Source organism: Ensifer sp. ENS10 (assembly GCF_014852025.1).
Lineage (GTDB): Bacteria > Pseudomonadota > Alphaproteobacteria > Rhizobiales > Rhizobiaceae > Ensifer.
In genome coordinates this window covers 854904-877039 of record NZ_JACVAS010000001.1, presented here as the reverse complement: position 1 = coordinate 877039, position 22136 = coordinate 854904, and the positions used below count along the sequence as shown (strand labels likewise).

21 protein-coding genes are annotated in these 22136 nt (G+C 63.5%); 12 read left to right on the top strand and 9 right to left on the bottom strand.

All coding sequences use genetic code 11. From position 1 onward, the window contains the following. Nucleotides 1-48 precede the first annotated feature (48 nt). Entirely contained in the window at nucleotides 49-3222 is a 3174-nt protein-coding gene (locus IB265_RS04190; RefSeq protein ID WP_057250696.1) for an EAL domain-containing protein, read from the bottom strand. Between the two features lie 295 nt (nucleotides 3223-3517). On the opposite strand from IB265_RS04190, the gene IB265_RS04185 reads away from it, so the two are divergent. Continuing rightward, nucleotides 3518-3778: a DUF1344 domain-containing protein gene (locus IB265_RS04185; RefSeq protein ID WP_057250698.1), complete on the top strand. Its 261-nt coding sequence runs from the start codon at nucleotides 3518-3520 to the stop codon at nucleotides 3776-3778. A gap of 94 nt (nucleotides 3779-3872) precedes the next feature. Here IB265_RS04185 and IB265_RS04180 read toward each other — a convergent pair whose 3' ends face one another. From IB265_RS04180 to IB265_RS04165, 4 genes are all read right to left on the bottom strand, one after another. After that, a complete protein-coding gene (locus tag IB265_RS04180; protein ID WP_057250701.1) occupies nucleotides 3873-4457 on the bottom strand; it encodes a histidine phosphatase family protein in 585 nt (194 codons plus the stop codon). Nucleotides 4458-4504: 47 nt separating this feature from the next. Further along, complete coding sequence (gene fabI / locus IB265_RS04175; RefSeq protein WP_057250703.1) at nucleotides 4505-5323, bottom strand: enoyl-ACP reductase FabI; 819 nt, start codon at nucleotides 5321-5323, stop codon at nucleotides 4505-4507. Between the two features lie 208 nt (nucleotides 5324-5531). Next, nucleotides 5532-6638, bottom strand: coding sequence for a DnaJ C-terminal domain-containing protein (locus tag IB265_RS04170; RefSeq protein ID WP_057250705.1), 1107 nt, complete (start codon nucleotides 6636-6638; stop codon nucleotides 5532-5534). Between the two features lie 208 nt (nucleotides 6639-6846). After that, a complete protein-coding gene (locus tag IB265_RS04165) occupies nucleotides 6847-7299 on the bottom strand; it encodes an RT0821/Lpp0805 family surface protein (protein ID WP_057250707.1) in 453 nt (150 codons plus the stop codon). 141 nt (nucleotides 7300-7440) lie between these two features. On the opposite strand from IB265_RS04165, the gene pdxH reads away from it, so the two are divergent. Further along, nucleotides 7441-8061, top strand: coding sequence for a pyridoxamine 5'-phosphate oxidase (pdxH, locus tag IB265_RS04160; RefSeq protein WP_057250709.1), 621 nt, complete (start codon nucleotides 7441-7443; stop codon nucleotides 8059-8061). An 11-nt stretch (nucleotides 8062-8072) separates the two neighbouring features. On the opposite strand, the gene IB265_RS04155 is transcribed toward pdxH, so the two are convergent. Continuing rightward, entirely contained in the window at nucleotides 8073-9113 is a 1041-nt protein-coding gene (locus tag IB265_RS04155; protein WP_057251091.1) for a polysaccharide deacetylase family protein, read from the bottom strand. 230 nt (nucleotides 9114-9343) lie between these two features. Here IB265_RS04155 and IB265_RS04150 point away from each other — a divergent pair, with 230 nt between their 5' ends. Further along, nucleotides 9344-10603 carry a D-alanyl-D-alanine carboxypeptidase family protein gene (locus tag IB265_RS04150; protein ID WP_373419807.1) on the top strand — a complete coding sequence of 420 codons (1260 nt, stop codon included), beginning with the start codon at nucleotides 9344-9346 and terminating at the stop codon, nucleotides 10601-10603. A gap of 233 nt (nucleotides 10604-10836) precedes the next feature. On the opposite strand, the gene tldD is transcribed toward IB265_RS04150, so the two are convergent. Further along, a complete protein-coding gene (gene tldD, locus IB265_RS04145; protein WP_057250713.1) occupies nucleotides 10837-12252 on the bottom strand; it encodes a metalloprotease TldD in 1416 nt (471 codons plus the stop codon). Nucleotides 12253-12326: 74 nt separating this feature from the next. After that, entirely contained in the window at nucleotides 12327-13526 is a 1200-nt protein-coding gene (locus tag IB265_RS04140) for a winged helix-turn-helix domain-containing protein (protein WP_192494635.1), read from the bottom strand. A gap of 172 nt (nucleotides 13527-13698) precedes the next feature. On the opposite strand from IB265_RS04140, the gene IB265_RS04135 reads away from it, so the two are divergent. The 5 genes from IB265_RS04135 to IB265_RS04115 are packed head-to-tail and all read left to right on the top strand — an operon-like array spanning nucleotide 13699 to nucleotide 18243. Continuing rightward, entirely contained in the window at nucleotides 13699-14379 is a 681-nt protein-coding gene (locus tag IB265_RS04135) for an energy-coupling factor ABC transporter ATP-binding protein (protein WP_057250717.1), read from the top strand. Continuing rightward, nucleotides 14373-14978, top strand: a complete 606-nt coding sequence (locus IB265_RS04130) for an energy-coupling factor transporter transmembrane protein EcfT (protein ID WP_082615825.1) — start codon at nucleotides 14373-14375, stop codon at nucleotides 14976-14978. Before IB265_RS04135 ends, IB265_RS04130 begins: the two co-directional genes overlap by 7 nt. Nucleotides 14979-15013: 35 nt before the next feature. Beyond that, nucleotides 15014-15577 (top strand): biotin transporter BioY, encoded by a 564-nt coding sequence (locus IB265_RS04125; protein WP_057250719.1) that lies wholly within the window; start codon nucleotides 15014-15016, stop codon nucleotides 15575-15577. A 4-nt stretch (nucleotides 15578-15581) separates the two neighbouring features. After that, the gene (locus tag IB265_RS04120; RefSeq protein WP_057250721.1) at nucleotides 15582-17084 is read left to right on the top strand and encodes a class I adenylate-forming enzyme family protein; all 1503 of its coding nucleotides are present in this window, start codon (nucleotides 15582-15584) and stop codon (nucleotides 17082-17084) included. Next, nucleotides 17062-18243, top strand: a complete 1182-nt coding sequence (locus IB265_RS04115) for a thiolase family protein (protein WP_057251093.1) — start codon at nucleotides 17062-17064, stop codon at nucleotides 18241-18243. Before IB265_RS04120 ends, IB265_RS04115 begins: the two co-directional genes overlap by 23 nt. Before the next feature lie 56 nt (nucleotides 18244-18299). Here IB265_RS04115 and IB265_RS04110 read toward each other — a convergent pair whose 3' ends face one another. Then, nucleotides 18300-18701 (bottom strand): thioesterase family protein, encoded by a 402-nt coding sequence (locus tag IB265_RS04110; RefSeq protein WP_057250723.1) that lies wholly within the window; start codon nucleotides 18699-18701, stop codon nucleotides 18300-18302. A gap of 16 nt (nucleotides 18702-18717) precedes the next feature. On the opposite strand from IB265_RS04110, the gene IB265_RS04105 reads away from it, so the two are divergent. From IB265_RS04105 to IB265_RS04090, 4 genes are all read left to right on the top strand, one after another. Then, entirely contained in the window at nucleotides 18718-19689 is a 972-nt protein-coding gene (locus tag IB265_RS04105; protein ID WP_057250725.1) for a zinc-dependent alcohol dehydrogenase family protein, read from the top strand. A gap of 63 nt (nucleotides 19690-19752) precedes the next feature. Then, the gene (locus IB265_RS04100) at nucleotides 19753-20682 is read left to right on the top strand and encodes a histone deacetylase family protein (RefSeq protein WP_057250726.1); all 930 of its coding nucleotides are present in this window, start codon (nucleotides 19753-19755) and stop codon (nucleotides 20680-20682) included. Between the two features lie 2 nt (nucleotides 20683-20684). Next, nucleotides 20685-20936, top strand: coding sequence for an exodeoxyribonuclease VII small subunit (locus tag IB265_RS04095; protein WP_057250728.1), 252 nt, complete (start codon nucleotides 20685-20687; stop codon nucleotides 20934-20936). A 110-nt stretch (nucleotides 20937-21046) separates the two neighbouring features. After that, on the top strand, nucleotides 21047-21970 hold the full coding sequence (locus IB265_RS04090; RefSeq protein ID WP_057250730.1) for a pirin family protein: 924 nt from the start codon (nucleotides 21047-21049) through the stop codon (nucleotides 21968-21970). Nucleotides 21971-22136 lie beyond the last annotated feature (166 nt).

Here is a 22136-nt window from a genome sequence, read left to right as displayed (position 1 = left end):
GAAAGCCGGGGACGGGGAAAGACTTTTGCGCCTGCCGCCGTCGCTTCGTCACGATGCCAGGCGCAGGCCGCGGTCGGTCGCAAAGGCGAGGAACTTCTCCGCGCTCAACGGCCGGGAGAAGGCATAGCCCTGCAGGACGTCGCAGCCGAGGATGCCGAGCATCTCCGCATGTGCCATCGTCTCGACACCTTCGGCAACGGTCTCGATGTTGAGCGAGCGGGCGATCTCGATGATCGAACGGACCAGGGCCTGCTCCCGCCGCGCGCTCAGAACCGGAACGACGAGCTGCCGATCGATCTTCAGCCGCTTCGGCTTGATCTTCAGCAGGCTGACGATCGAGGTATGACCGGTGCCGAAGTCATCGAGCTCGATATCGATGCCGAGTTTCTTGATACCTTCGATGTTGGTGGCAACGATGTCGTCGCTCTCGTCGAGGAAGATCGATTCCACCAGTTCGAAACAGATCTGGCCGGGCGCGATGCTCAAGCCTTCGAGCGAGGACAGCAGATCATCCTCCTGAAGCCGCTTCGCCGAAACGTTGACGGAGATCTTGGGAACTCTGAGGCCGGCGGCCGCCCAGCGCATGTGGTCGATCAGCGATTTCTCCAGCACGAGGCGATCAAGCGCCGCCATGACATTCAATTCCTCCGCGATGCCAAGGAAACGATCCGGCGTCAGGATGCCCTCACGCGGGTGGTTCCAACGCACCAGCGCCTCCACCCCGCACAGCGCAAGCGTGGTCGCGTCGAACTGTGGCTGATACCAGGGTTCGAACTCGTCCCGTTCGATGCCTTCGAGGATCTCGTCGGCGATCCGCTTGGCCGTCACCACTTCGGCCTGCAACACCTCGGTGAAGAACTGATAACGATTACGGCCCGCCTCCTTGGCCCGGTAGAGCGCGATATCGGCATTGACGAGCAGCTTGCGCGCATCGATCTCCGCGCCACGGCCCACCGCCACACCGATGCTGACACCGAAGCGGCAGGGAAAACCGTTGTAATCGACCGGCTGGCGCATCGCGGCGATGATCCGGTCACAGCGCACCGCCAGCGCCGCCTCGCCCGGCGCACCGGTGACCGCGACCACGAACTCATCACCACCGATGCGGGCGATGATATCGCCGGGCCGGATATTTGCCCGGAGGATTTCGGAAGCGTGGATCAGCATGGCGTCCCCGGCTGCGTGGCCGAGCGTGTCATTGATCTGCTTGAAACGGTCGAGATCGATATGGAGGATGGCGATATCCTCGAGATCACCGGCCCTCGCCAGCCGCTCCAGCGCCTTGTCGAGCATGCGGCGATTTCCAAGACCGGTCAGGGGATCGTGCAGGGCGTTGTGCTCGATCCGTACCCGCGCCTGCTCCAGCTCGGCGTTCTTCGCATCCGCCATCGCCTTGGCTGCCCGCAACTGCTCGGTCATCAGCACGTCTTCGGTGACGTCGAGCGCCATGCCGACGAATTTGCGTGCACCATCCGGCGCCACATGAAGCTTGCCGACCGACCGGATGTGGCGGACGCCGCCAGCCGGCAGAAACACGCGCGCCTGGTGCACATAGGTCTCGTCCGCCGCGATTGCGCGGTTGACCGCGTCCAGCGCCGGCGCCCGATCATCGGGATGAAGCGCGGTGAGCCATGTCTCCTCGTTGGTGGTCCCATCGGTGTAGACGAGGCCGTAGAGCTGGTGCATGCGGTCGTCCCAATAGGTCAGTCCGCTATCGAGGTCCGCCTCCCACATGCCGCATCGATAGGAATCGAGTGCCAGGTCGAGCCGGCGTGAAAGCAGTTCAAGATCCTGCTCACGCTCGTAAAGACCTTTCAGTGCCTGTTCGAGCTCGAGGTTCTGTTGATCGACCTGGGCCTTGGCCGCAGTCAGCCGCTCGGTCTTCATAACGTCGTCTGTGACGTCCCAACTGATGCCGGTGACCTTTGCGCGCCCATCGGCGCCGCGGTGGCTGGATCCGACGTTGCGGATGTGGCGCAAGGTTCCGTCAGACAGCACGACCCGGTATTGCGAGCGATATTCCAGGCCGTCGTCCAGGCTGCGGAACAGCGCGTTGGCGGCGATGCCGATGTCCTCCGGATGCACTGTTGCGCGCCACTCCTCATAGGTCGGTTCCTCCAGATGGACCTCCAGCCCATGCAGGTGGAACATGCGATCGTCCCAGGAGCGCTGCTGCGTTTCGACGTCGATCTCCCAGACGCCGATCTTGGACGCGTCGAGCGCGAGGTTCAGCCGGTGGGAGAGCGTCATCACCTCCCCTTCCCGCGCTTTCAGCTTGGCAATGTTGCGCTGCCGTTCGTTGAAGAGCCCGCCGGTCAAGAGGATCGGGATTACCACGATTGCGACAGCGGCGGCGATCGCCAATCGAATGGCATCGATGTTTTCGGGAAGCTGGTCCCACTCGCCAACCGGCATGGCTGCGAGCTCCCAAGCGCCACCCGCCAGATCCAGCCGACGCGTCACCGGTGCCTTGCGGAAAAGCGCGTCGTCGCCGAAGAACGCATCCTGGATCCGCTCCTGCTCGGAGATATCCCTGATCGCGAGGTGAACGTCGACGTAGCGATGATCCTTCGTCAGTTCCGGCGTTTCGCTGCCCGCCTCCAAGAGGCGCGCGGCGCGATAGAGCGCCCTTTCATCGATGATGGCCTCGACATAGCCCCAGCGCTCCATCCGTCCCTGGATCTTGGAAAAGACAGGCAAGAAAAGCTCGAAGCCGTTGCGGCCGCTCGGCAAGCGAATGGGGCCGATCATCACGGGTCTCACCGTCGACGATGCGCGTTCTATCGCGTGCCTTGTCGCGCCGAACCTGTTGAAATCGGTGCCGACGAACCATTGCTGGCTTTCACGCGGAAAGGCGATCCGCACAACACCGGCGGGCGCAGCCGAAGCGCGCACCATCTGCGGGTTCTGGAGAAGAAGCTTCGTTGCCATGACGGTAAAATCGTCAGGCGTCATCGCCGGGTGCACGCCGATGCTGTTGGCAAATCCGTTCAGCGCGGCGATGTTGGTGTTTATCTCCGATTGCAACCGGTTGGCGATGAGGTTCAGTTCGTTCTCGACATCGATCCTGAGGTCACTCTGGAAGTTTTCGCGATTCTGCCGCTCATAGACGTACCCGCCGGCAAACACGACGAGGCCGGCGATCGCCGCTGGTATGAGCGATGGTTTCGCAAATCTGGCTGCCGCCCGAATGCGCTGGCGCAGAACGTCGATGATCTTCAATCTTTTCCCCTCGATCCCCAACCAAAGGTAGCGAGCGAACCTTAAGATTGGCTTTCGTCACAAATCCTTGGAAAACCCTATGATTCATGGGGAAATCAATATTCCGCCTCCCCTACTTCGACGCTCCCCCGCTTGAAAAAAACGATGTCGCCGTCCAGTCTTGCGGCGTCGGACAGGCCATCAAAAAACCGGGGCCTGACGGCCAAAAGCCAAGTTACAAGGCAATTTTTGCCACAATCGGGGACCAAGGGTGATGACAAGAATGTTCGCAGAATCGTTGAAAAGGGCAAGAAAGATGCGTTTTGTCATTGCCGCGCTCATGGCCGCCGCCGGCTTGCTTTCGCCTTTGTCCGCTCTTGCGGAAAGCGCCGACGTGGAAGCGACCATTACGGGTGTCGACACCGAACGTCTCAGCCTGCAGCTCGATGACGGCAAGAGCTACCAGGCACCCGAAGAATTCAATTTCGAGGGCCTGAAGGAGGGCGTGAAGGTGCTGGTCTTCTATACCGAAGTCGATGGCAAGCGGGTCATCAACGACCTCGAAATCGTACAGTAAGCAGCGACCCGTCCCTCAGATCACGCAATTCCGGACGGGAAACCGTTCCATACTTTTCCTGGCATTGCTTTGGGGCGGGTTATCGTTCCGGCCGTCAGATCCAGCCGCTGGCACCGCCGGAAATGCGCAGAAGGCGATCCTGCGGGATCGCCGCAGACGCAGCCTCTTCGGCCTCCATTTCTCCAAAGAGCTTGAAAAGCGATCGGATGACACCGCCGTGGCTGACGCAGACGGTCGGCTTCGTCACGTCCTTTAGCCAGGCGGCAACACGCCAGGACAGGATTTCGTAACTCTCGGCATCAGGTCCCGGCGGAATGAAGTCCCACTTCACCGCGCGCCGTTCGGCGATCCTTTGCGGCGCCGAGCGCTTGAGCTCGGGAAGCGTGTGCCCTTCCCAGTCACCGAAGGATACCTCCTTCAGCCGTTCGTCGGTACGGTAGGCGGCGGGATCGAGCCCCATCGCCAGCCTCACGCGCTCCATGGTCTCGCGCGTGCGGCCAAGCGGGCTCGCGACGAAATCGAAATGCGCGGCGTCGGTGCCGAGGATACCGGCGAGTGCTGCGCCATTGCCGGTCGCCTGCTGGCGACCGAAATCATTGAGCGGGATGTCCTTCTGCCCCTGGAGCCGGCTTTCGGCATTCCAGTCGGTCTGTCCGTGACGGATCACATAGATCAGCACAACATGTCTCCGGGCAGCGGGGCCGTCGAACCGGCAAGCCGTGCCGATCAGTCCTTGAGCACGGAGATATCGGGCGCGTCCACCGCCTTCATGCCGACGACATGGTAACCGCTGTCGGCGTGGTGGACTTCACCGGTGACCGAACGCGACAGGTCGGAGAGCATGTAGAGGCCGACGTCGCCGACTTCCTCGATCGTCACGGTGCGGCGCAGCGGCGCGTTGTACTCGTTCCACTTGAGGATATAGCGGAAGTCGCCGATGCCGGAGGCAGCCAGCGTCTTGATCGGGCCGGCGGAGATGGCATTGACGCGAATGTTCTTCGGGCCGAGGTCGACCGCGAGGTACTTCACGCTGGCTTCGAGCGCAGCCTTGGCCACACCCATAACGTTGTAGTTCGGCATGACCTTTTCGGCGCCGTAGTAGGTCAGGGTCAGCATCGAGCCGCCATCGGTCATCAGCTTTTCAGCGCGACGGGCAACCGCGGTGAACGAGTAGACCGAAATCTGCATCGTCTTGGCGAAGTTCTCGGGCGAGGTATCGACGTAGCGGCCGGTGAGTTCGTCCTTGTCGGAGAAACCGATCGCGTGCACCACGAAATCGATCTTGCCCCATTGCTTTTCGAGCGTATCGAAGACGGCGTCGATGCTGGCTTCGTCGCTAACGTCGCAATGGCCGGCCATGAAGCCGTCGATCTCGGCGAGCAGCGGCTCGACGCGCTTCTTGAGCGCATCGCCCTGATAGGTCAACGCAACTTCACCACCCTGCGCGTGGATGGCCTTGGCAATGCCCCATGCGATGGAACGGTTGTTTGCAACGCCCATAATGACGCCGCGTTTGCCCTTCATCAGACCGGATGCCTGAGCCATGGTAAGTCCCCAATACTATTTCCAGCAACGGCCGGCGCCGGTGCCAAAGTTCACAAATGTCATAGACACCCCACCGAACGGGTGCGGCAAATTGTCGAGAATTGCCTATGGCATAGTGGCAAGGGTGGTTCAAGCGCGCCTGAGATCAGGAACTGTTAGTCCCCGTAATATTGGTTCAAAGTGTCAGCGAACTGTCACAAATCGACCGTCACAGATAGAATCCGTCGCGCTGCGACTTCATCAGATCGGTCACCTTCTCATCCGGCGTGTCTTTCAGGACCAGCCGCAGCTCCACCAGGAGATCGCCATGGGTCCCGTAGGTTCCGGGCAGGCCCTGGCCTGCGAGACGGATGATCTTGTCCGAACCGGACCAGGCCGGCACGACGACGGTGACCGGACCAACCGGCGTCTCGATGCGCTCCTCGCAGCCGAGGACAGCACCCTGCAGATCGATCGGTAGGGTCGTGAGCAGGTCAAGGCCACGGGTGCGGAAGGTGCCGCTCTGATCGACCCTGAGCGTGACGACGACATCGCCGCGACTCATGCCGGTGACGCGATAACCCTGTTCCGCCAGGCGAATGGTCTGCCCATCGACGGCACCCGGGGGAATTTGAACCTTCAGGCTCTCGCCATCCGGAAGTTCGACAGTCAGGCGCTGGCGATTGATCAGGTCCCGGATGCTGACAGCCAGATCGACGGTAAGGTCGGGCACCTTCTCGGCGGTCTTTGCTGCGCGGCCGCGGATGCGCCGGACGATGGCTGCGACGAGTTCGGCTGCGGGCGCTGCGGCGCGCTGCATGAGCGGCGTATCCGTCCTGGCGACGGCTTCCGGCTGCGCCTCGGCCGCGGGTTCAGGCTTTACCTCGGCAGCTTGAGCCGTGCGTTCCGGCTCCTTGGCCGCTGTCGGTTTCGGCGCGGGCTTGGGCGATGGGTTCGCCGCCGGCTTCGGCGATGGCCGGGCCGACTTGGCACGTGCTTCGGCGCCGAAGATCTGCGAGATGGCGTCCTCGGCGGTCTCCGCGTCGACGGGCGCCTCCTCCTGCACATTGCCACGCATCTTTGCCTTCATCGCCTCCATGCGACGAAGCTCGGCCTCGCGGCGCGCATAGTCGTAGCGACTCCTGAGCTTCGGATCGCGCAGAAGCTCATAGGCCTTGCCTGCCTCGGCAAAGCGCTCGGCGGCAGTGGGGTCGTCCTGGTTATGGTCCGGATGCACGGCCTTTGCCAGCGAACGCCAGGCCGCCTTGATTTCGTCCTGCCCGGCGTTGCGCCGGACACCGAGGATCGCATAGGGATCACGCATGGCTTCTACCATCTTCTCTGATCGGCGGCCTCTCCTTGATGCCCGCCTTATGCCCCGAATGAAGGCGTCATTGTCGCCCGTCCACTGAGCATCGATGATCTGGAGAACTTGCTAAATAGTGGTTAGCCGCAACGGCGCCACCGGCTCTGGAATGAGCGTCGCGGACGATCGTTCGCACTTTTAGAGAATTGTGGTTAATCGCGAATTTCCGAGCGCTATCTCAGGCGCGCGGGCCGAAGCTCGTCAGATACCAGGCGCCATCGCCGCCCTGGCACGTGCTGCCGTCGAACTTTGCGATGCCCTCGTAGGAATGGCGCGTCGTGGTGAAGCGGCGGCAGAGCATGCCGCTCGCGCGGTCTTCCTGAATGATGCTGATGACACCGGCGCTGCCAGAAGTCGCGTTGGCCCAAGGGATCGGGTTGATGCTACCGCCACCGAGTTCGGCCGATGTCACGGCATTGCGGACCATCACGGCGTCGGAGAGGCCATCGGAGGTCTTGGCGACGGGAACGGTACCCGTCGCGACCGTGCGGTCGACGCCGCTGCCAAAGAAATCGAGGCCCGCGCCCATGCAGCCAGAAAGCACCAGGACCGGCAGGCAAATTGCCGCGCTACGCAGCAAGGCGAAGGAATACCCCTTCTTGGTATCGATCCACTTTGCTATGTCTTGCACGGCAATCCTGTCAGACTCGCTGGAGCCGCACGCTGCTCGAGAAGGTCAACGTACAGGCTCCGACATTTTTGATGCGGAAACACCGGTCGGGTTCATCCCGAAGCATTTCCGCGCCAGACATCACGGCATTGGAAGGCAATAATGGCGGCGAATGAGTTAACAAGCGGTGACTTCACCGAATCAAATGAGCCCTTTTCCCTGTTTGGCACATGGCTGAAGGACGCGGAAGGCAGCGAAATCAACGACCCGAACGCGGTCGCGCTTGCCACCGTCGACAGCGACGGATTGCCGAACGTCCGCATGGTCTTGCTGAAGGGATTCGACGAACGCGGCTTCGTTTTCTACACGAATTTCGAGAGCCAGAAGGGCCAGGAAATCCTTGGCGCCCGCAAGGCAGCCATGTGCTTCCACTGGAAATCCCTGAGGCGTCAGGTGCGCGTGCGCGGTCCGGTCGAGATCGTGACCGACGAAGAGGCAGACGAATACTTCAAGAGCCGGCCGCGCGGCAGCCGCATCGGCGCCTGGGCATCGAAACAGTCACGCCCGCTAGAAGGCCGCTTCGCACTGGAAAAGGCCGTCGCCGAATACACCGCCCGCCACGCACTCGGCGAGATCCCGCGCCCGAGCTATTGGTCCGGCTTCCGCATCCGCCCGACCTCGATCGAATTCTGGCACGACCGCCCGTTCCGGCTGCATGACCGGATGGAGTTCCGTCGCGCAACACCCGAAGGCGGCTGGGAAAAGGTGCGCATGTACCCTTAATTGGCGGCCGTTCAGGCGCCCGCCAAGCGGAATGGGATGCCGGACGCCAGCGCCGAGACGTAACGTGCCCGCTGGAAATGACCATTCAGCGAAATGCGCGGCAACGCATGAAGGCTGAATTTCGCGCGTTCGACGAGCGTGCCGGGCTGGGTGGTGACCGCGAGGGAAAAACCGAGATCGGCGACGATGCGATGATCGCGTGCCGAGACGGCTGGTGCGTCGCCATAGGGATAGGCGAAGGCCAGAGGCTGCCGGCCGGTAATGGCCTCGACACGCTCCGCCGACTGGCGAATTTCTCGCCTTGCGTCGTCGCCGCTCAGGCGCGCGATTGAGCGATGGCTGATCGTGTGCGCGCCGAGGCTGGCCAGCGGGCTTTCGATCAACCGCCGAAGCCCTGTCTGATCCAAAGTCAGCCGTTCGGTAATCGCCAGCGGATCGATGCCGTGTTCGATCGCTACGGCGTTCAGCAATGCAATGGCCGTCGCTTCATCGCGGCTATGAACGACCGCCGCGACACGATTGAAGGCCGTCTGCTTGTCCGCAGTCGTATGCGTTGGCAGCGTCTCGACACCGTGACCGAAGTCGAACCGCAGCGTCTCCTTCGTCGCGAGCACGTCGGCGAGCGTTTCCCACCAGAGCGTATGGGTTCGATCGATGAAGCCCCCAGTGACAAACACGGTGAAGGGTGCGGCATGGCGCTCGAACACGGGCAGCGCATGCACGAGATTGTTCCGGTAGCCGTCATCAAGCGTAAGACAGGCGATCGGCCCGCCTCCGGCGGCCAGCGCATCCGGCAACTGTTCGAGCGGGACGAAGCGATAGCCGTCACGCTTCAGTGTCGTCAAAGCTGCGTCGAGGAATTCCGGCGTGATCTCCAGATGGGCGTTGGGATCGAAGGCACGCGCAAGCCTCGGCCGGACATGGTGCAGCGTGAAGATCGCCCCCTTGCCGCGCGCACCACCCATCAGCCCGACGCGGCTCAGCCCTCCGGCGACCTCCAGTCCGCCGGCGATGGCGGCGCGGCGAACAATTGTCGCGATCGTGCTCTTGATGTTCGGCCCCATGTTTCCCCGCGGCATACAGGCCTGGAAAGTTAACGGCGAGGGCGTTAAACCTTGTTGAACGGAGAGGACATTCATTGGCCATTTACCACGGCCCCGAAAACAGGGCGGGACGCCACATTCCGCCCTAAAGTTGCAACAAAGACACGCACCTTGTCACAAAACGAAACAGCTTTGCGCCCGGCCGACGGCGCTTTCCGACGGGGATCGACATGAAAACTTTGCGCTGCCTCCTGCTTGCGATCTTCGCTTTCGCGCTTGGGTCCGCAACGGCAATCGCCGGAACCGCCTCGCTGGTACTGGATGCGCGCACCGGCAAAGTCCTCTCGGCCGAAAACCCTGACGTGCTCAACCATCCGGCCTCGCTGACCAAGATGATGACGGTCTACATGACCTTCGAGGCGCTGCGGCGCGGCGAACTTTCGTGGGACAGCAAAATCAAGGTCTCGAAGGCAGCCGCCGCCAAGCCACCGATGCGCCTCGGCCTCAAGTCCGGCATGACTATCACGGTTCGCGAGGCCGTGCTCGGCATGATCGTGCGCTCAGGCAACGACGCGGCGACGGCGATGGCGGAAAGGCTCGGAGGCTCCGAGGCCAACTTCGCCCGGATGATGACCGCCAAGGCGCGGCAGCTCGGCATGCGCAAGACGGTCTTCACCAACGCCTCCGGCTTGCCGGCCAGCCAGCAGGTGACGACAGCGCGTGAGATGGCGACGCTTGCCGTCGCGCTGATGCGCGACTTTCCCAGGGAATACCGGCTGTTTGCCACCGAGAGCTTCAGCTTCCGCGGCCGCAAGGTCCGCGGCCACAACAATCTGATGTATCGCTACGAGGGCATGGACGGCATCAAGACCGGCTATACCAACGCTTCCGGCTTCAATCTCGTCAGCGCCGTCAAGGACGGCAATCGCCGGGTGGTCGGCGTCGTGCTCGGTGGGCGGTCGGCGCGCAGCCGCGATGCCAAGATGGCGGCACTTCTCGATCGCCATGTCGGCAAGGCTTCGACTAAGATCGGGCGGCAGCTGGTCGCGTCCACCCGCGGCGGGAAGGTGGTCGAGGTGACGTCGGCCGCGACATTGGACGTTCCAATGCCCTTTGCCGCGCCCCAGCGGACGAAGCAGGATTCCGTTGCCGCTTTGATTGCGGCAACATCCACAGCCGCTATACCTGCGGAACGTCCCACCGAGGTGGCTGAGATCGAAACGACGGCGGCGGCACCGGCTGCAGCTGGCGGTTGGCAGATCCAGATTTCAGCGGCACCGTCTGCCGAGGCAGCCCGCATGCTGCTCGCTCAGGCACGCTCCGAAGCCGGCGCTCCCCTCGCCGGAGCCACACCCTACACTGAAGCTGTCGGCAAGGGCGCCAATGCCATCTACCGCGCCCGCTTCGTCGGGTTCTCGAGCCGTGATGCGGCAGCGGCCGCCTGCGATGCGCTCAAGCAGCGCTCCTATGATTGCATGATGCTGCCGTCACGCGGGTGAGCGGAGGCGGCGACAGAGGCAGCCTTCGTCATGTTTCCGCGATGATCCTGCGGAAACGATTGGCGGGCCACCAGTCACATTGCTCCTCGGTGTAGCCAAGGAGCAATCCCTCCTCGCGCTCATCTTCCGCGGCGCCGCACGATCTCGCCAGCATCCCCGTTGAACCTGAGTTCGTGGCTTGGCGTGGCGGTCTCCGGCGACGGAAATGACAGCTTGAAGACCGCCATGCAATCTTACGCCTGCGTGCCGCCGACCGTGATTTGATCCATGCGCAGATGCGGCTGGCCGACGCCGACTGGCACCCACTGGCCGGCCTTGCCGCAATTGCCGATGCCGGTGTCGAGCTTGGTGTCGTTACCGACCATGGTCACGCGCTTCATCGCGTCCGGACCGTTGCCGATCAGCATGGCGCCTTTCACGGGCGCGCCGATCTTGCCGTTCTCGATCAGGTAGGCCTCGGTGCAGCCGAAGACGAACTTGCCGGAGGTGATGTCCACCTGGCCGCCGCCGAAGGAAACGGCATAGATGCCCTTCTTGACCGAGGCGATGATTTCCTCCGGCGTCCTCTCGCCTGACAGCATGTAGGTATTGGTCATGCGCGGCATCGGCACATGGGCGTAGCCCTGGCGGCGGCCATTGCCGGTGGGCGTCATGCCCATCAGCCGGGCGTTCTGCCGGTCCTGCATGTAGCCGACGAGCTTGCCGTCCTCGATCAGCACGTTGTAGCCGGACGGCGTACCCTCGTCGTCGATCGAGATCGAACCACGGCGCGCCTCGATGGTGCCATCGTCGACGACGGTGACACCCTTGGCGGCGACCTGCTCGCCCATCAGGCCGGCAAAGGCCGACGTCTTCTTGCGATTGAAATCGCCTTCGAGGCCGTGGCCGACGGCTTCGTGCAGCATGACGCCCGGCCAACCGGAGGCAAGCACCACGTCCATGGTGCCGGCCGGCGCATCGATCGCTTCGAGATTGACAAGCGCCTGGCGCAGCGCCTCATCGGCGCCCGTCTTCCAGTTTTCCTCGGTGACGAAATCGCCGAAGCCGCGACGCCCGCCGGTGCCGAAGGAACCACTTTCCTGGCGATCGCCGTCACCGGTGACGACGGAGATGTTGATGCGGGTCATCGGCCTGACGTCATGCACGCGGTGGCCGTCGGCGCGGAGGATGTCGACAACCTGCCAGCTTGCCGCGATCGACGCCGTCACCTGCCGAACCTTGGGATCCTTGGCGCGCAGATAGGCGTCGATCTCCTGCAGCAGGGCAACCTTCGCCTCGAAGCTCGGCTCGCCGATCGGGTTCTCGTCGCCATAGAGCTTTTTGTTGGTGCGCTGCGGCGCGGCCGCATAGGAGCCGGCATAGCCGCGGGTGACCTGCGCCACCGCATCCGAGGCGCGGCGAAGCGCCGACAGCGAAAGCTCGCCTGAATGGGCGTAGCCGACCGCTTCTCCGGCGACGGCACGAAGACCGAAACCCTGGTCGGTGTTGAAGCTGCCGCCCTTCAGACGGCCGTTGTCGAAGGACAGCACCTCGGCTTGCGCATGTTCAAGAAAGAGCTCGCCGTCGTCGGCGCCGGCGAGCGTCTCCGAGAGAACCTTGCGGATCGTTGCCTCGTCGGCATCGAAGAGGCTCATCAGATCGGTGTTCATGGTGGTGCGCTCCCGCGTCGAGAAATTCTATCGCCTCCATTTAGGAAGGCCGCGGGTTCAAGCCAAGGAAAATATCACGTAAGCGATGCGTCCCAGCCTTCGAGGCGCTCCACTTTTTCGACGCCGGCAAAACGGGCAACACGCTCGAGCTCCGCATCGATGCGCTCCAGGCGGCCTGCCGACGCGCGGACGCCCGTCTCGAGCCAGAGCTTGCGCACGTCGAGGCTGCCGCGCTTGCGGTCCGCCTTCATGTCGATGCGGCCAATCATCCGGTCACCTTCGATCAGTGGAAAGACATAGTAGCCGTATTCGCGCTTGGCCTCGGGCACGAAGATCTCGATGCGATAGAAGAAGCCGAACAGCCGCTCCGTGCGGTTGCGGTCGCGCAGCAGCGGGTCGAAGGGGCTGAGCACCCGGACACGGCCCGGCGGTTCGGGAATATTGCCGAGCGCTTGCGGAAAACCGGTGAAGGCGAAGGCGGCGCGCGGGCGGCCACCATCGATCGCCTCGATCAACACTTCGCAAAGTTCATCGCGATGCTCGGCAACCCAGGTCTTCGCCTCGTCGGGGGATACGAGATCCCAGAAGGCGGCGATCTCGCCGTGGGTGGCAAAGCCCAGGCGTTCGAGCGCACTGCGGCAAGCCCAATCGATGAATTCCTGGTGGCTGACGTCGCCATCCTGATGATGCGGCGGGATCACCCGCTCGGTCAGATCATAGACCTTCTGGAAATTCTCACGCCGCGCGATCGCCAGTTTTCCGGTGCGCCAGAGCACTTCGAGTGCGGTCTTCGAGGGGTGCCAGTTCCACCAGCCACCGGATTCGTGCTCGGCTTCCTTGAGGTCGCGCGCCAGCACCGGTCCGCCCTCGGCGATGCGCTGATAGGTCTCGTCACAGCCCTTCTCGAAGCCCTCGCCGCGCCATTTTTGCCAGCGCTCGACGATCGTCTCGCCTTCCCATTTGAAGCGGTGCTTCCAGTAGCGGAAGAAGCTGCTCGGAATGATCGAGGCGTCGTGCGTCCAGTGCTCGAACAGGTCTCGATCATCTTCCAGAAGCGCCGTCAGATGTTCGCGGCGATAGGTCTGGTTGCGAGCAAACAGGATCTGGTGATGGGCGCGCTCGACCGTGGCGATGCTGTCCACCTGCACGAAGCCGATGTCGTGGATGAGCTTCAGCAGCCCCTCCTTGCCGAGCGCGCGGTTCGGAGCGCCGGAAAGGCCCTGCTTGGCGAGGAAGATGCGACGGGCGTCGCTGTTGGAAAGGCGAATCGTCATGGCGATAAGAATAGGCTTTTATTCCCATAATTCAAACTGGAGCAGGATGAGGAAATGTATGCGCCGTGTTCCGCCCGCATCTCGGTCCCGCGCCACCGCATTGCCCTTGTTGCCGGACTTGGCCTATAGAGCACCCCGAAAACGGCGCGGGCCGAAGATAGCGAGGGACGGAATGGACATCCGCTTTACCGATTGCGCGGTCCGCTTCGGCGAGCGGGTGGCCTTGCACCCGTTGAACTTGGCGCTCAGTGAAAAGCGCGTCGGTATCATCGGTCTCAACGGTTCCGGCAAGACCACTTTCGCCCGGCTGATCAATGGCCTGGTCAAGCCTTCCTCGGGTCGAGTGACGGTCAACGGGCTGAACACGGTCGAAGACGATCGCGCCGTGCTTTCCGAAGCCGGCTTTATCTTCCAGAATCCGCAGCACCAGCTGATCATGCCCATCGTTGCCGAGGACATCGCCTTCGGCTTGAAGAACCGCGGGCTTCCTCGCGAGGAAATCGACCGCCGCATGCAAGGCGCGCTGTCGCGCTTCGGTATCGAACATCTGGCACGACGGCGTGTGCACGAGCTTTCGGGCGGCGAGACGCAGCTCGTCGCCATGGCAAGCGTCGTCGTCACCGATCCGAAAATCCTCATCCTCGATGAGCCGACGAACCAGCTCGACCTGCGCAATCGACGCCGCGTCGCCGAAACGATCGAGGGGCTGCCGGAGGATACGGTGGTGATCACCCACGATCTTGCACTCGTCGAAAACGTCGACCGGCTGCTGCTCTTCCACGAGGGGCGGCTTGCGGCCGACGGCGACCCGCGCGAGACGATCCGCCGCTACCATGAGATCGCCGGATGCTGACGAGCCTGCACATCGAAGGCGACAGCCTGCTGCACCGCCTGCCGGTGAGAGTGAAGCTCATTGCACTCGTAGCCCTAAGCATCGTCCTCTTCCTCAGCGGTTCACTGGTGCTGCAGGCGATCGCCTTCGTCCTTGCCGCCGGCCTCTATCTTTCCGTCGGGCTCCCCCTGAAGGAGGCAATCGCGCGCGTCGGCATCGTCTTCCTGACGATCTTCTTTCTGGCCGCGGTCAACCTTTTTCTGCTGCCGGTCGGCGAGGTCGCGACCCTGACGCTGAGGCTGATGGCCCTGGTGCTGTTTGCGGCCGCCGTCACGGCGACGACGACGATCAGCGCCTTCATGGACGAGATCACTGTACTCTTGACCCCTTTCGAACGGCTGGGTTGGCTGCGGGCGGCCGATGTCAGCCTGGCGCTCGGGCTGGTGCTGCGCTTCGTGCCCGACATCTTCGCGCGCTACGAGGCGATCCGCGAGGCGCACCGCGCCCGCGGCCTGCCGATCCGACCGTTGACGATCATCGGGCCGCTGATCATCCTGACGCTCAAAGATGCCGATACCATCGCTGCGGCAATTGACGCGCGCGGATTTCGTCGCCAATAGATGCGAAAAATCTAATACACAGGGAACCGAACGTCATGAACACCAGAGATCTCGTCCTCATCGCCCTCTTCGCCGCGATCGTCGTCGTGCTCGGCCTCATTCCGCCGATCACGCTCGGCTTCATTCCGGTACCGATCACCGCCCAGTCGATGGGCGTGATGCTCGCCGGGTGCATTCTCGGCGCCAAGCGCGGCGCACTCGCCTTTCTGCTGTTCCTGCTTTTGGTCGCCATCGGCCTGCCGGTGCTCTCGGGCGGTCGCGGCGGTCTTGCCGTGTTGGCCGGCCCGTCCGGCGGCTTCATCATCGGCTGGGTCGTCGCCACCTTCGTTACCGGCCTGATTGCCGAGCGCGCGGTGCGCGAGGGCCAGGCGGAAACGCGCCAGTTCATCGGCTTCTTCCTCGCCTCCGTCCTCGGCGGCATCGTCGTGCTTTATGCAATCGGCATGCCCTGGGTTTCGGCGGTTACCGGCACGCCGCTCCTGACCGTCGCCACCGGTTCGCTCGCCTTCATCCCGGGCGACCTCTTGAAGGCAGCGATCGCAACGCTGGCAGCCCGCGCCGTCTACGCCGGCTATCCGCTGCTGCCGGCACGCGCCTGAGCCGATGCCGTTTGCCGCCGCGATCCATAGCCACGCGGACGAACATCCGTATGCCCCGGCCTTCCGTATGGAGGGCCGGGTTTTCACTTTCGATGAGCTGAAGCGCTTCGCCGGACAGCTCGTTGCGGCATTCGACGATTTGGCGGGGGTTGCCGGGCACCGCAGCGTGCTTGGCGCCCGCGCATGCCTGATCGTACTTGAGGCCGGCAATCATCCACTCTTCGCCGCCGCCTTTCTCGCCGCCACCAGCCAAGGTAACTGTGTCGCGCTCATCGACCCGCATCTGCCGGCCGCAACCCGCCAGGCCATGCGCGATCGTCTGTCTCCCGATCTCATCGTCAGCGCCAATGGCGCGGACTTGTCTCTTCACGCTCCGGCAAGCGGCGAGACGCGATCCTTCCGCGAGAGCGACGGCAAAGAGCGAGCGCCACTCGCAGCCGGCAAAGAAAGCGAGCCGTTTCTGGTCGTTTTCACCTCGGGAACGACCGGCGCGCCGAAAGCGATCATCCGTGATCGCGGCTCGTGGCGCAGGAGCCTGGCCACCGGCGCGCGCTTTTTCGGCATCGACCATGGCACCCGCACCTTTGCTCCCGGTCCGCTAGCGCACGGGCTGACGCTCTACGCGCTCGCCGAAACGCTCTGCGCCGGCGCCGAATTCATCGGGGCGGCTCATTTCGACGCAGCGCGAGCGCTGACCATCATCGAGACGGAGAAAGTGCAACGCCTGGTGCTGGTACCGACGATGCTGCGGCGGCTCTGCGCAGCGGCCGCGAACAGACCGCAGGCCTGCGTCACACATATCACGGTCGCCGGCGCCAAACTGACGGCGAGTGACCGCGCTGTCGCCGCACTCGCTTTTCCGAAGGCGGAGGTCATCGAATATTACGGCGCCTCGGAACTGGGCTTCATCAGCGTCGCAACAAAGGACGACACCGCTTCGGCCACCGCCGTCGGCAGCGCCTTTCCCGGCGTTGCGCTAAGCATTCGCAATGACACAGGGGATGAAGTGCCCATGGGCGAAACGGGGACGATCTTCGTTGACAGCGCCCTCATCTCCGACGGTTATGTCGGGCAAAGCGATGGCGCCGGCTTCCGTCGTCTTGGCGAGCTTGCGACGGTGGGCGATATTGGCTTCCTCGACGACGACGGTACGCTTCATCTTCTCGGGCGCGCCGGCGGCATGGTTCTGTCGGGCGGCAACAACATCTACCCGCAGGAAGTGGAGGCGACACTTGTCGCCTACCCTGACGTTCACGCTGCGCTCGTCCTCGGGCTCGATCATCCGGACCTCGGCAGCGAACTCGTCGCCGTCATCGAGCCGGAGGGCAGCATATTTGACCGAGACGCACTTGAGCGTCATCTCGCTGCCCATCTGCCGCGCTACAAACATCCGCGCCGCATCTGGCTCTGCCCGAAGATGCCAATGACGCAGTCGGGCAAGGTGGCGGCGGGCACGCTCAGGCAATGGATCGCGGATGGAAACGATGCTCTCGAACTCATCGACTGAGCCGGCACGCATACCGGTGATCATCGCCGCGCTCCGGACGCCAATCGGCCGGGTCAACGGCACGCTTCGCGATATCGAACCGTCGCAGCTGGCAGCACCGCTGATCGCCCGTATTCTCGGCGACGTCGGGCTTGAAGCGACCGAGATCGACGACGTCATTCTCGGCAATGCCGCAAACAGCGCCGGCAATCTCGCCCGGCTCGCAGCGCTCGAAGCAGGCCTGCCGGTCTCGACGCCGGGCGTGACCGTCGATCGGCAATGCGGCTCCGGGCTGGAGGCGATCGCGCTCGCGGCGCGGATGATCCAGGCGGGTGCCGGCCGCTTCTACCTGGCCGGCGGGACCGAGAGCGCCAGCCGCGCGCATATCCGTCTGAGGCCGCCGCTGGAGCGCGGCGGCGAGCTCGCGCCCGTCAAGCGCGCCCGCATGGCGCCGGACGAGATCGGCGATCCGGACATGGGCGTCGCCGCCGAAAACGTCGCGACCGCCTGTAGGATCTCTCGCGAACGGCAGGATACCTTTGCGCTTCAAAGCCATCGCCGCGCCGTTGAAGCCGAGCTTGCCGGCCGTTTCGTCCGCGAGATCGTGCCGATCGAGACGGCGGCGGGCTTTGTGTCTCGCGATGAGTGCCCGCGTCCGAACGCGTCGATGGAAACACTGCAGCGGCTAAAGCCGGTCTTCGTCGAGGGTGGCACGGTGACCGCCGGCAATGCCTGCCCGATCAATGATGGCGCGGCCGTGGTGCTGGTGACCAGCCTTGCCGAGGCCCAGCGACTTCACGTTCCCTTCATGCTCGAATTCGTCGATGCCGCGACGGCCGGCGTCCATCCCAATCTCCTCGGTCTCGGCCCCGTGCCGGCTATACAGAAGCTGAAAGTGCGGCAACCCGCGCTCGATCCGGCCAAGGTCGATTTCATCGAATTCAACGAGGCCTTCGCTTCACAGGTGCTTGGCAGTCTCGACCAGCTCGATATTGCGGAGGAAAGGGTCAATCTCGATGGCGGCGCCATCGCGCTCGGCCATCCCTATGGCGCATCAGGAGCAATCCTTGCGGTCCGGCTTTTCTCGCAAATGTCGACCGCGCCCGCCGACACCGAAGGACTGGCGATGATGGGCGTTGGCGGCGGCATGGGCATCGTCGCCCTGTTTCGCGCGGTTTGAGCGCGCGCAATTGCGGACGGAAAACCGCTTCGCACTTTTCCTGCAATTGCTTTGGTTCAGACCGTATAGGCCGCCAGCCATTCCCGTGTCGCGGTCGGCAGCGGCAGTGGGGTGTGGCGTTGCGGATCGACCGCCACCCAGACGACCTCCACTTCCGCCACAAGTTGGCCGCGCGCCTCGACCTTGACGGCGAAGCTGATCGAGCTGCCGCCGATCTTTGTTACGTTGACAGTGAAGCGGGCCGGTTCGTCGTAGCGCAGGCCGCGGTGATAGACGCAGGCCGAGCGGCGCACGAGATAGCTCGGCTCGTTCACCACATGCGGGCGGTGGCGCCAGAGACTGGAAAGGGCTGCTTCCGCATGGGCATAATAGGCGGCATTGTGCATATGGCCGTGCATGTCTATATCGCGAAACGGAATACGGATTTCCGTAACGTTCTCCAGCTCCCTGCCGTCCATGCGAGGCTCCCCGACGATGCGCTCCACCCTCGTTAGACAGTTCGGCGACCCCCGGCAAGTGATTGCGGTCGTCGATCGGGAACGCGTCGCACCGGGACCGGGCGACGTCGAAGTAGCGCTGTCGCTTGCCGCCATCAACCCGTCCGATCTCATCCCGGTGACCGGCGCCTACAGCGCCCGCACCACCCTGCCCTTCGTTCCGGGCTTCGAGGGCTTCGGTACGGTGACGCGCGTCGGCGGCGGCGTGACTTCGCTGAAACCCGGCGACCGCGTGGTACCGATCGGCGCCAGCGGCCTCTGGCAGGAGTATCTGCTGCGACCGGCCGAATGGTGTTTCACACTGCCCGACGACATCCGTGAGACCGATGCGGCCACCTGCTACGTCAATCCGCTGACCGCACTGCAACTGGTCGAGGCGCTGCGCGCGCATTTCGGCGCGCTCGACCGGCGCCGCATCGGCGTCACGGCGGCAGGGTCCGCGATCGGCGGGATGCTGATGAAGCTGCTTGCCGGCGAAGGGGCGAAGGCCATTGGCATCGTTCGCAGACAACGCAGCGCCGAGCGGCTTGCAAGCGAGGTTCCCGGCCACGTCGTTCTTGGCGACGAGAGCCGCATACCCGAACTCCGGCTCGACGCGATCATCGACGCCGTCGGCGGTCCGTTTGCCGGCGATCTCATTCTTCGCACCCTCGAACCCGGCGGCGCCTTCATCCAGTACGGGGCGCTGAGCGGCGTGCCGGTATCTCAGGCAGTGATCCAGTCGCGGCCGGATATCCGCTTCTCGTTCCTGTGGCTGCGCACATGGGTACATTCGGCCGGGCGACCGGCGATTGAAGCGGCTTTTGCGAGAAGTTTCGACGGCTTGCGATCAGGCCTCTTCTCCAGCCGGATCGCGGAGATCTATCCATTGAGCCAGCTCGGCGCGGCGCTTGCGCATCAGGCAGATGCGGGCCGCGACGGCAAACTGCTGCTCGATCCGCGCTGTTGAAAATTCCGCCTTTCGACTGCCTCGCCATGGACCTTGCAGGGTGACAGCACTAGGTTTCGCGACATGACCACGTTCCTCTATGAAAATCCGGTCTTTCTGGAACACGAGGTTCCGGAGGGGCATCCCGAACGGCCGGACCGGCTGAAGGCGCTGAACCTTGCGCTCGAACATCCGAACTTCGCCGATCTCAAGCGGATCGAGGCGAAGAAGGCGAGCGAAGATCTCGTTCTGCTCGTTCACCCGGAAGAACACCTGCGTAACGTCAAGCGCGCCATCCCGGAGGAAGGCCTCAACCATTTCGAGGCGGATACCTATGCCAGCCCCTTAAGCCTCGACGCCGCCTTAACGGGCATCGGCGGGGCGACTGCGGCGGTCGACGCGGTCTTTTCCGGCGAGGCCGACAACGCCTTCATCGCGGCGCGCCCGCCGGGACACCACGCCGAGAAAAACAAGGCGATGGGCTTCTGCCTGTTCAACACGGTGGCGATTGCCGCCCGGTACGCCCAGAAGGCCCATGGCGCCGAGCGCGTCGCGATCGTCGACTGGGACGTGCACCACGGCAACGGCACGCAGGACATTTTCTGGAACGATCCGTCCGTGCTCTTCTGCTCGACGCACCAGATGCCGCTTTATCCCGGCACCGGCGCCAAGGACGAGACGGGCGTCAAGGGCAACATCGTCAACGCGCCGCTGTCGCCGAACATGGGCAGCGAGCAATTCCGCGAGGCGTTCCGCAGCCGCGTGCTTGCGGCGCTCACCAATTTCCGGCCGGACTTCATCCTGATTTCCGCCGGCTTCGACGCCCATCACCGCGATCCGCTGGCGCAGATCAACCTCGTCGCCGAGGATTTCGACTGGGCGACGGGACGCCTGCACGAGATCGCCGACCGCAGCGCCGGCAACCGCATGGTCAGCCTGCTCGAAGGCGGCTATGACCTTCAGGGCCTGGCCGAATCGGCCGGCCTGCACATCTCAAGACTGATGAGAGGGTAACCATGAACAACACCACGCAACCGGACGTTTCCGCGCTCTCCTTCGAGCAGGCCGTAGAGGAACTGGAGCGGATCGTCTCGGCGCTGGAGCGCGGCGACGTCGCCCTCGACAAGTCGATCGAGATTTACGAGCGTGGCGAAGCGCTGAAGAAGCATTGCGAGGCGCTGCTGAAGGCTGCCGAAGACCGCATCGAAAAGATCCGCCTCGACCGGGCCGGCAAGCCGCAGGGCGTGGAGCCGCTCGACGCCGATTGAGAAGCGGATTGATTGCTCCGCGGAAACGCTTCGTATCGGATTGGTCCCTAGCCGCCTCAGCGCGCAGGCGCTAGTTATTGATATGACAGCAAGAAACGGGAGCACGCGCCATGTCTTTCTTTCCAGGCCCCGATCCGCTCGCCGGCGACAAACCCGCCTGTGACGCCATCGAACATCTGATCGTTCCGCGCACCAGCGATATCGGCGGGCTGCAGGTTCGCCGCGCCCTGCCGTCGGCGAAGCGGCGCCTGGTCGGTCCCTTCATCTTCTTCGACCGCATGGGCCCGGCGCTGCTGCGCGCCGGCGAGGCGATCGACGTGCGCCCGCATCCGCATATCGGGCTTTCGACCGTCACCTATCTCTTCGACGGCGAAATCAAGCATCGCGACAGCCTCGGCACCGAGATGGTGATCCGCCCCGGCGACGTGAACCTGATGACCGCCGGCCGCGGCATCGTGCATTCCGAGCGCTCGCCCGAAAACCAGCGCGGCCACGCCCGCTCGATCTCCGGCTTGCAAACTTGGCTGGCACTACCCGACCACAAGGAAGAAATCGACCCGATTTTCAGCCACACCGAGGAGCGCATGCTGCCGCATATGAGCGATGACGGCATCAAGGCGCGGGTGGTCCTCGGCAATTTCGAAGGCGCGAAGTCGCCCGTCTCGGTCTTCACCGACACCATCTATGTCGACCTCAACATCGCTCCGGGCAAAAGCGCCCCCTTTGCCGCACAGTGGGAAGAACGCGCGCTCTATATTCTCTCCGGAGAGGCGATCATCGCCGGCGACCACTTTGCCGACAACCAACTGCTCGTCTTCCGTCCGGGCGACGAGATCACGGTGACCGCCGGGCCTGAGGGCTGTCACGTCATGCTCTTCGGCGGTGCAGCACTTGGCTCCGCCCGCCACATCTGGTGGAACTTCGTCTCCTCCTCCAAGGAGCGCATCGAGAAGGCCAAGGAAGAGTGGCGCACCGGCCGCTTCGACATCGTGCCCGGCGACGAGGAAGAATTTGTTCCGCTGCCCGAAAGCTGATCTCGACCGCAAGTAGAACGGCATGAGCGCATAAAACCGCGCAACATTGCCTCATGGCGCTTGAATCGATTTCGATTCACAGAATCATGCGCTAGTCTCTTGGTTGACGACGCAGGAACGCCTAATTTTGCATTCAGCAACGATTGCGTCTAAAGAGCCGCTTCGA

Coding starts and splice junctions, on each gene's coding strand:
- IB265_RS04185 (WP_057250698.1), top strand. CDS start 3,518: ATGCGTTTTGTCATTGCCGCGCTCATGGCCGCCGCCGGCTTGCTTTCG.
- pdxH (WP_057250709.1), top strand. CDS start 7,441: ATGGCGGCGAATGAGTTAACAAGCGGTGACTTCACCGAATCAAATGAG.
- IB265_RS04110 (WP_057250723.1), bottom strand. CDS start 18,701: ATGGACGGCAGGGAGCTGGAGAACGTTACGGAAATCCGTATTCCGTTT.
- IB265_RS04095 (WP_057250728.1), top strand. CDS start 20,685: ATGAACAACACCACGCAACCGGACGTTTCCGCGCTCTCCTTCGAGCAG.
- fabI (WP_057250703.1), bottom strand. CDS start 5,323: ATGGCTCAGGCATCCGGTCTGATGAAGGGCAAACGCGGCGTCATTATG.
- tldD (WP_057250713.1), bottom strand. CDS start 12,252: ATGAACACCGATCTGATGAGCCTCTTCGATGCCGACGAGGCAACGATC.
- IB265_RS04100 (WP_057250726.1), top strand. CDS start 19,753: ATGACCACGTTCCTCTATGAAAATCCGGTCTTTCTGGAACACGAGGTT.
- IB265_RS04130 (WP_082615825.1), top strand. CDS start 14,373: ATGCTGACGAGCCTGCACATCGAAGGCGACAGCCTGCTGCACCGCCTG.
- IB265_RS04105 (WP_057250725.1), top strand. CDS start 18,718: ATGCGCTCCACCCTCGTTAGACAGTTCGGCGACCCCCGGCAAGTGATT.
- IB265_RS04170 (WP_057250705.1), bottom strand. CDS start 6,638: ATGGTAGAAGCCATGCGTGATCCCTATGCGATCCTCGGTGTCCGGCGC.
- IB265_RS04090 (WP_057250730.1), top strand. CDS start 21,047: ATGTCTTTCTTTCCAGGCCCCGATCCGCTCGCCGGCGACAAACCCGCC.
- IB265_RS04120 (WP_057250721.1), top strand. CDS start 15,582: ATGCCGTTTGCCGCCGCGATCCATAGCCACGCGGACGAACATCCGTAT.
- IB265_RS04115 (WP_057251093.1), top strand. CDS start 17,062: ATGCTCTCGAACTCATCGACTGAGCCGGCACGCATACCGGTGATCATC.
- IB265_RS04140 (WP_192494635.1), bottom strand. CDS start 13,526: ATGACGATTCGCCTTTCCAACAGCGACGCCCGTCGCATCTTCCTCGCC.
- IB265_RS04125 (WP_057250719.1), top strand. CDS start 15,014: ATGAACACCAGAGATCTCGTCCTCATCGCCCTCTTCGCCGCGATCGTC.
- IB265_RS04135 (WP_057250717.1), top strand. CDS start 13,699: ATGGACATCCGCTTTACCGATTGCGCGGTCCGCTTCGGCGAGCGGGTG.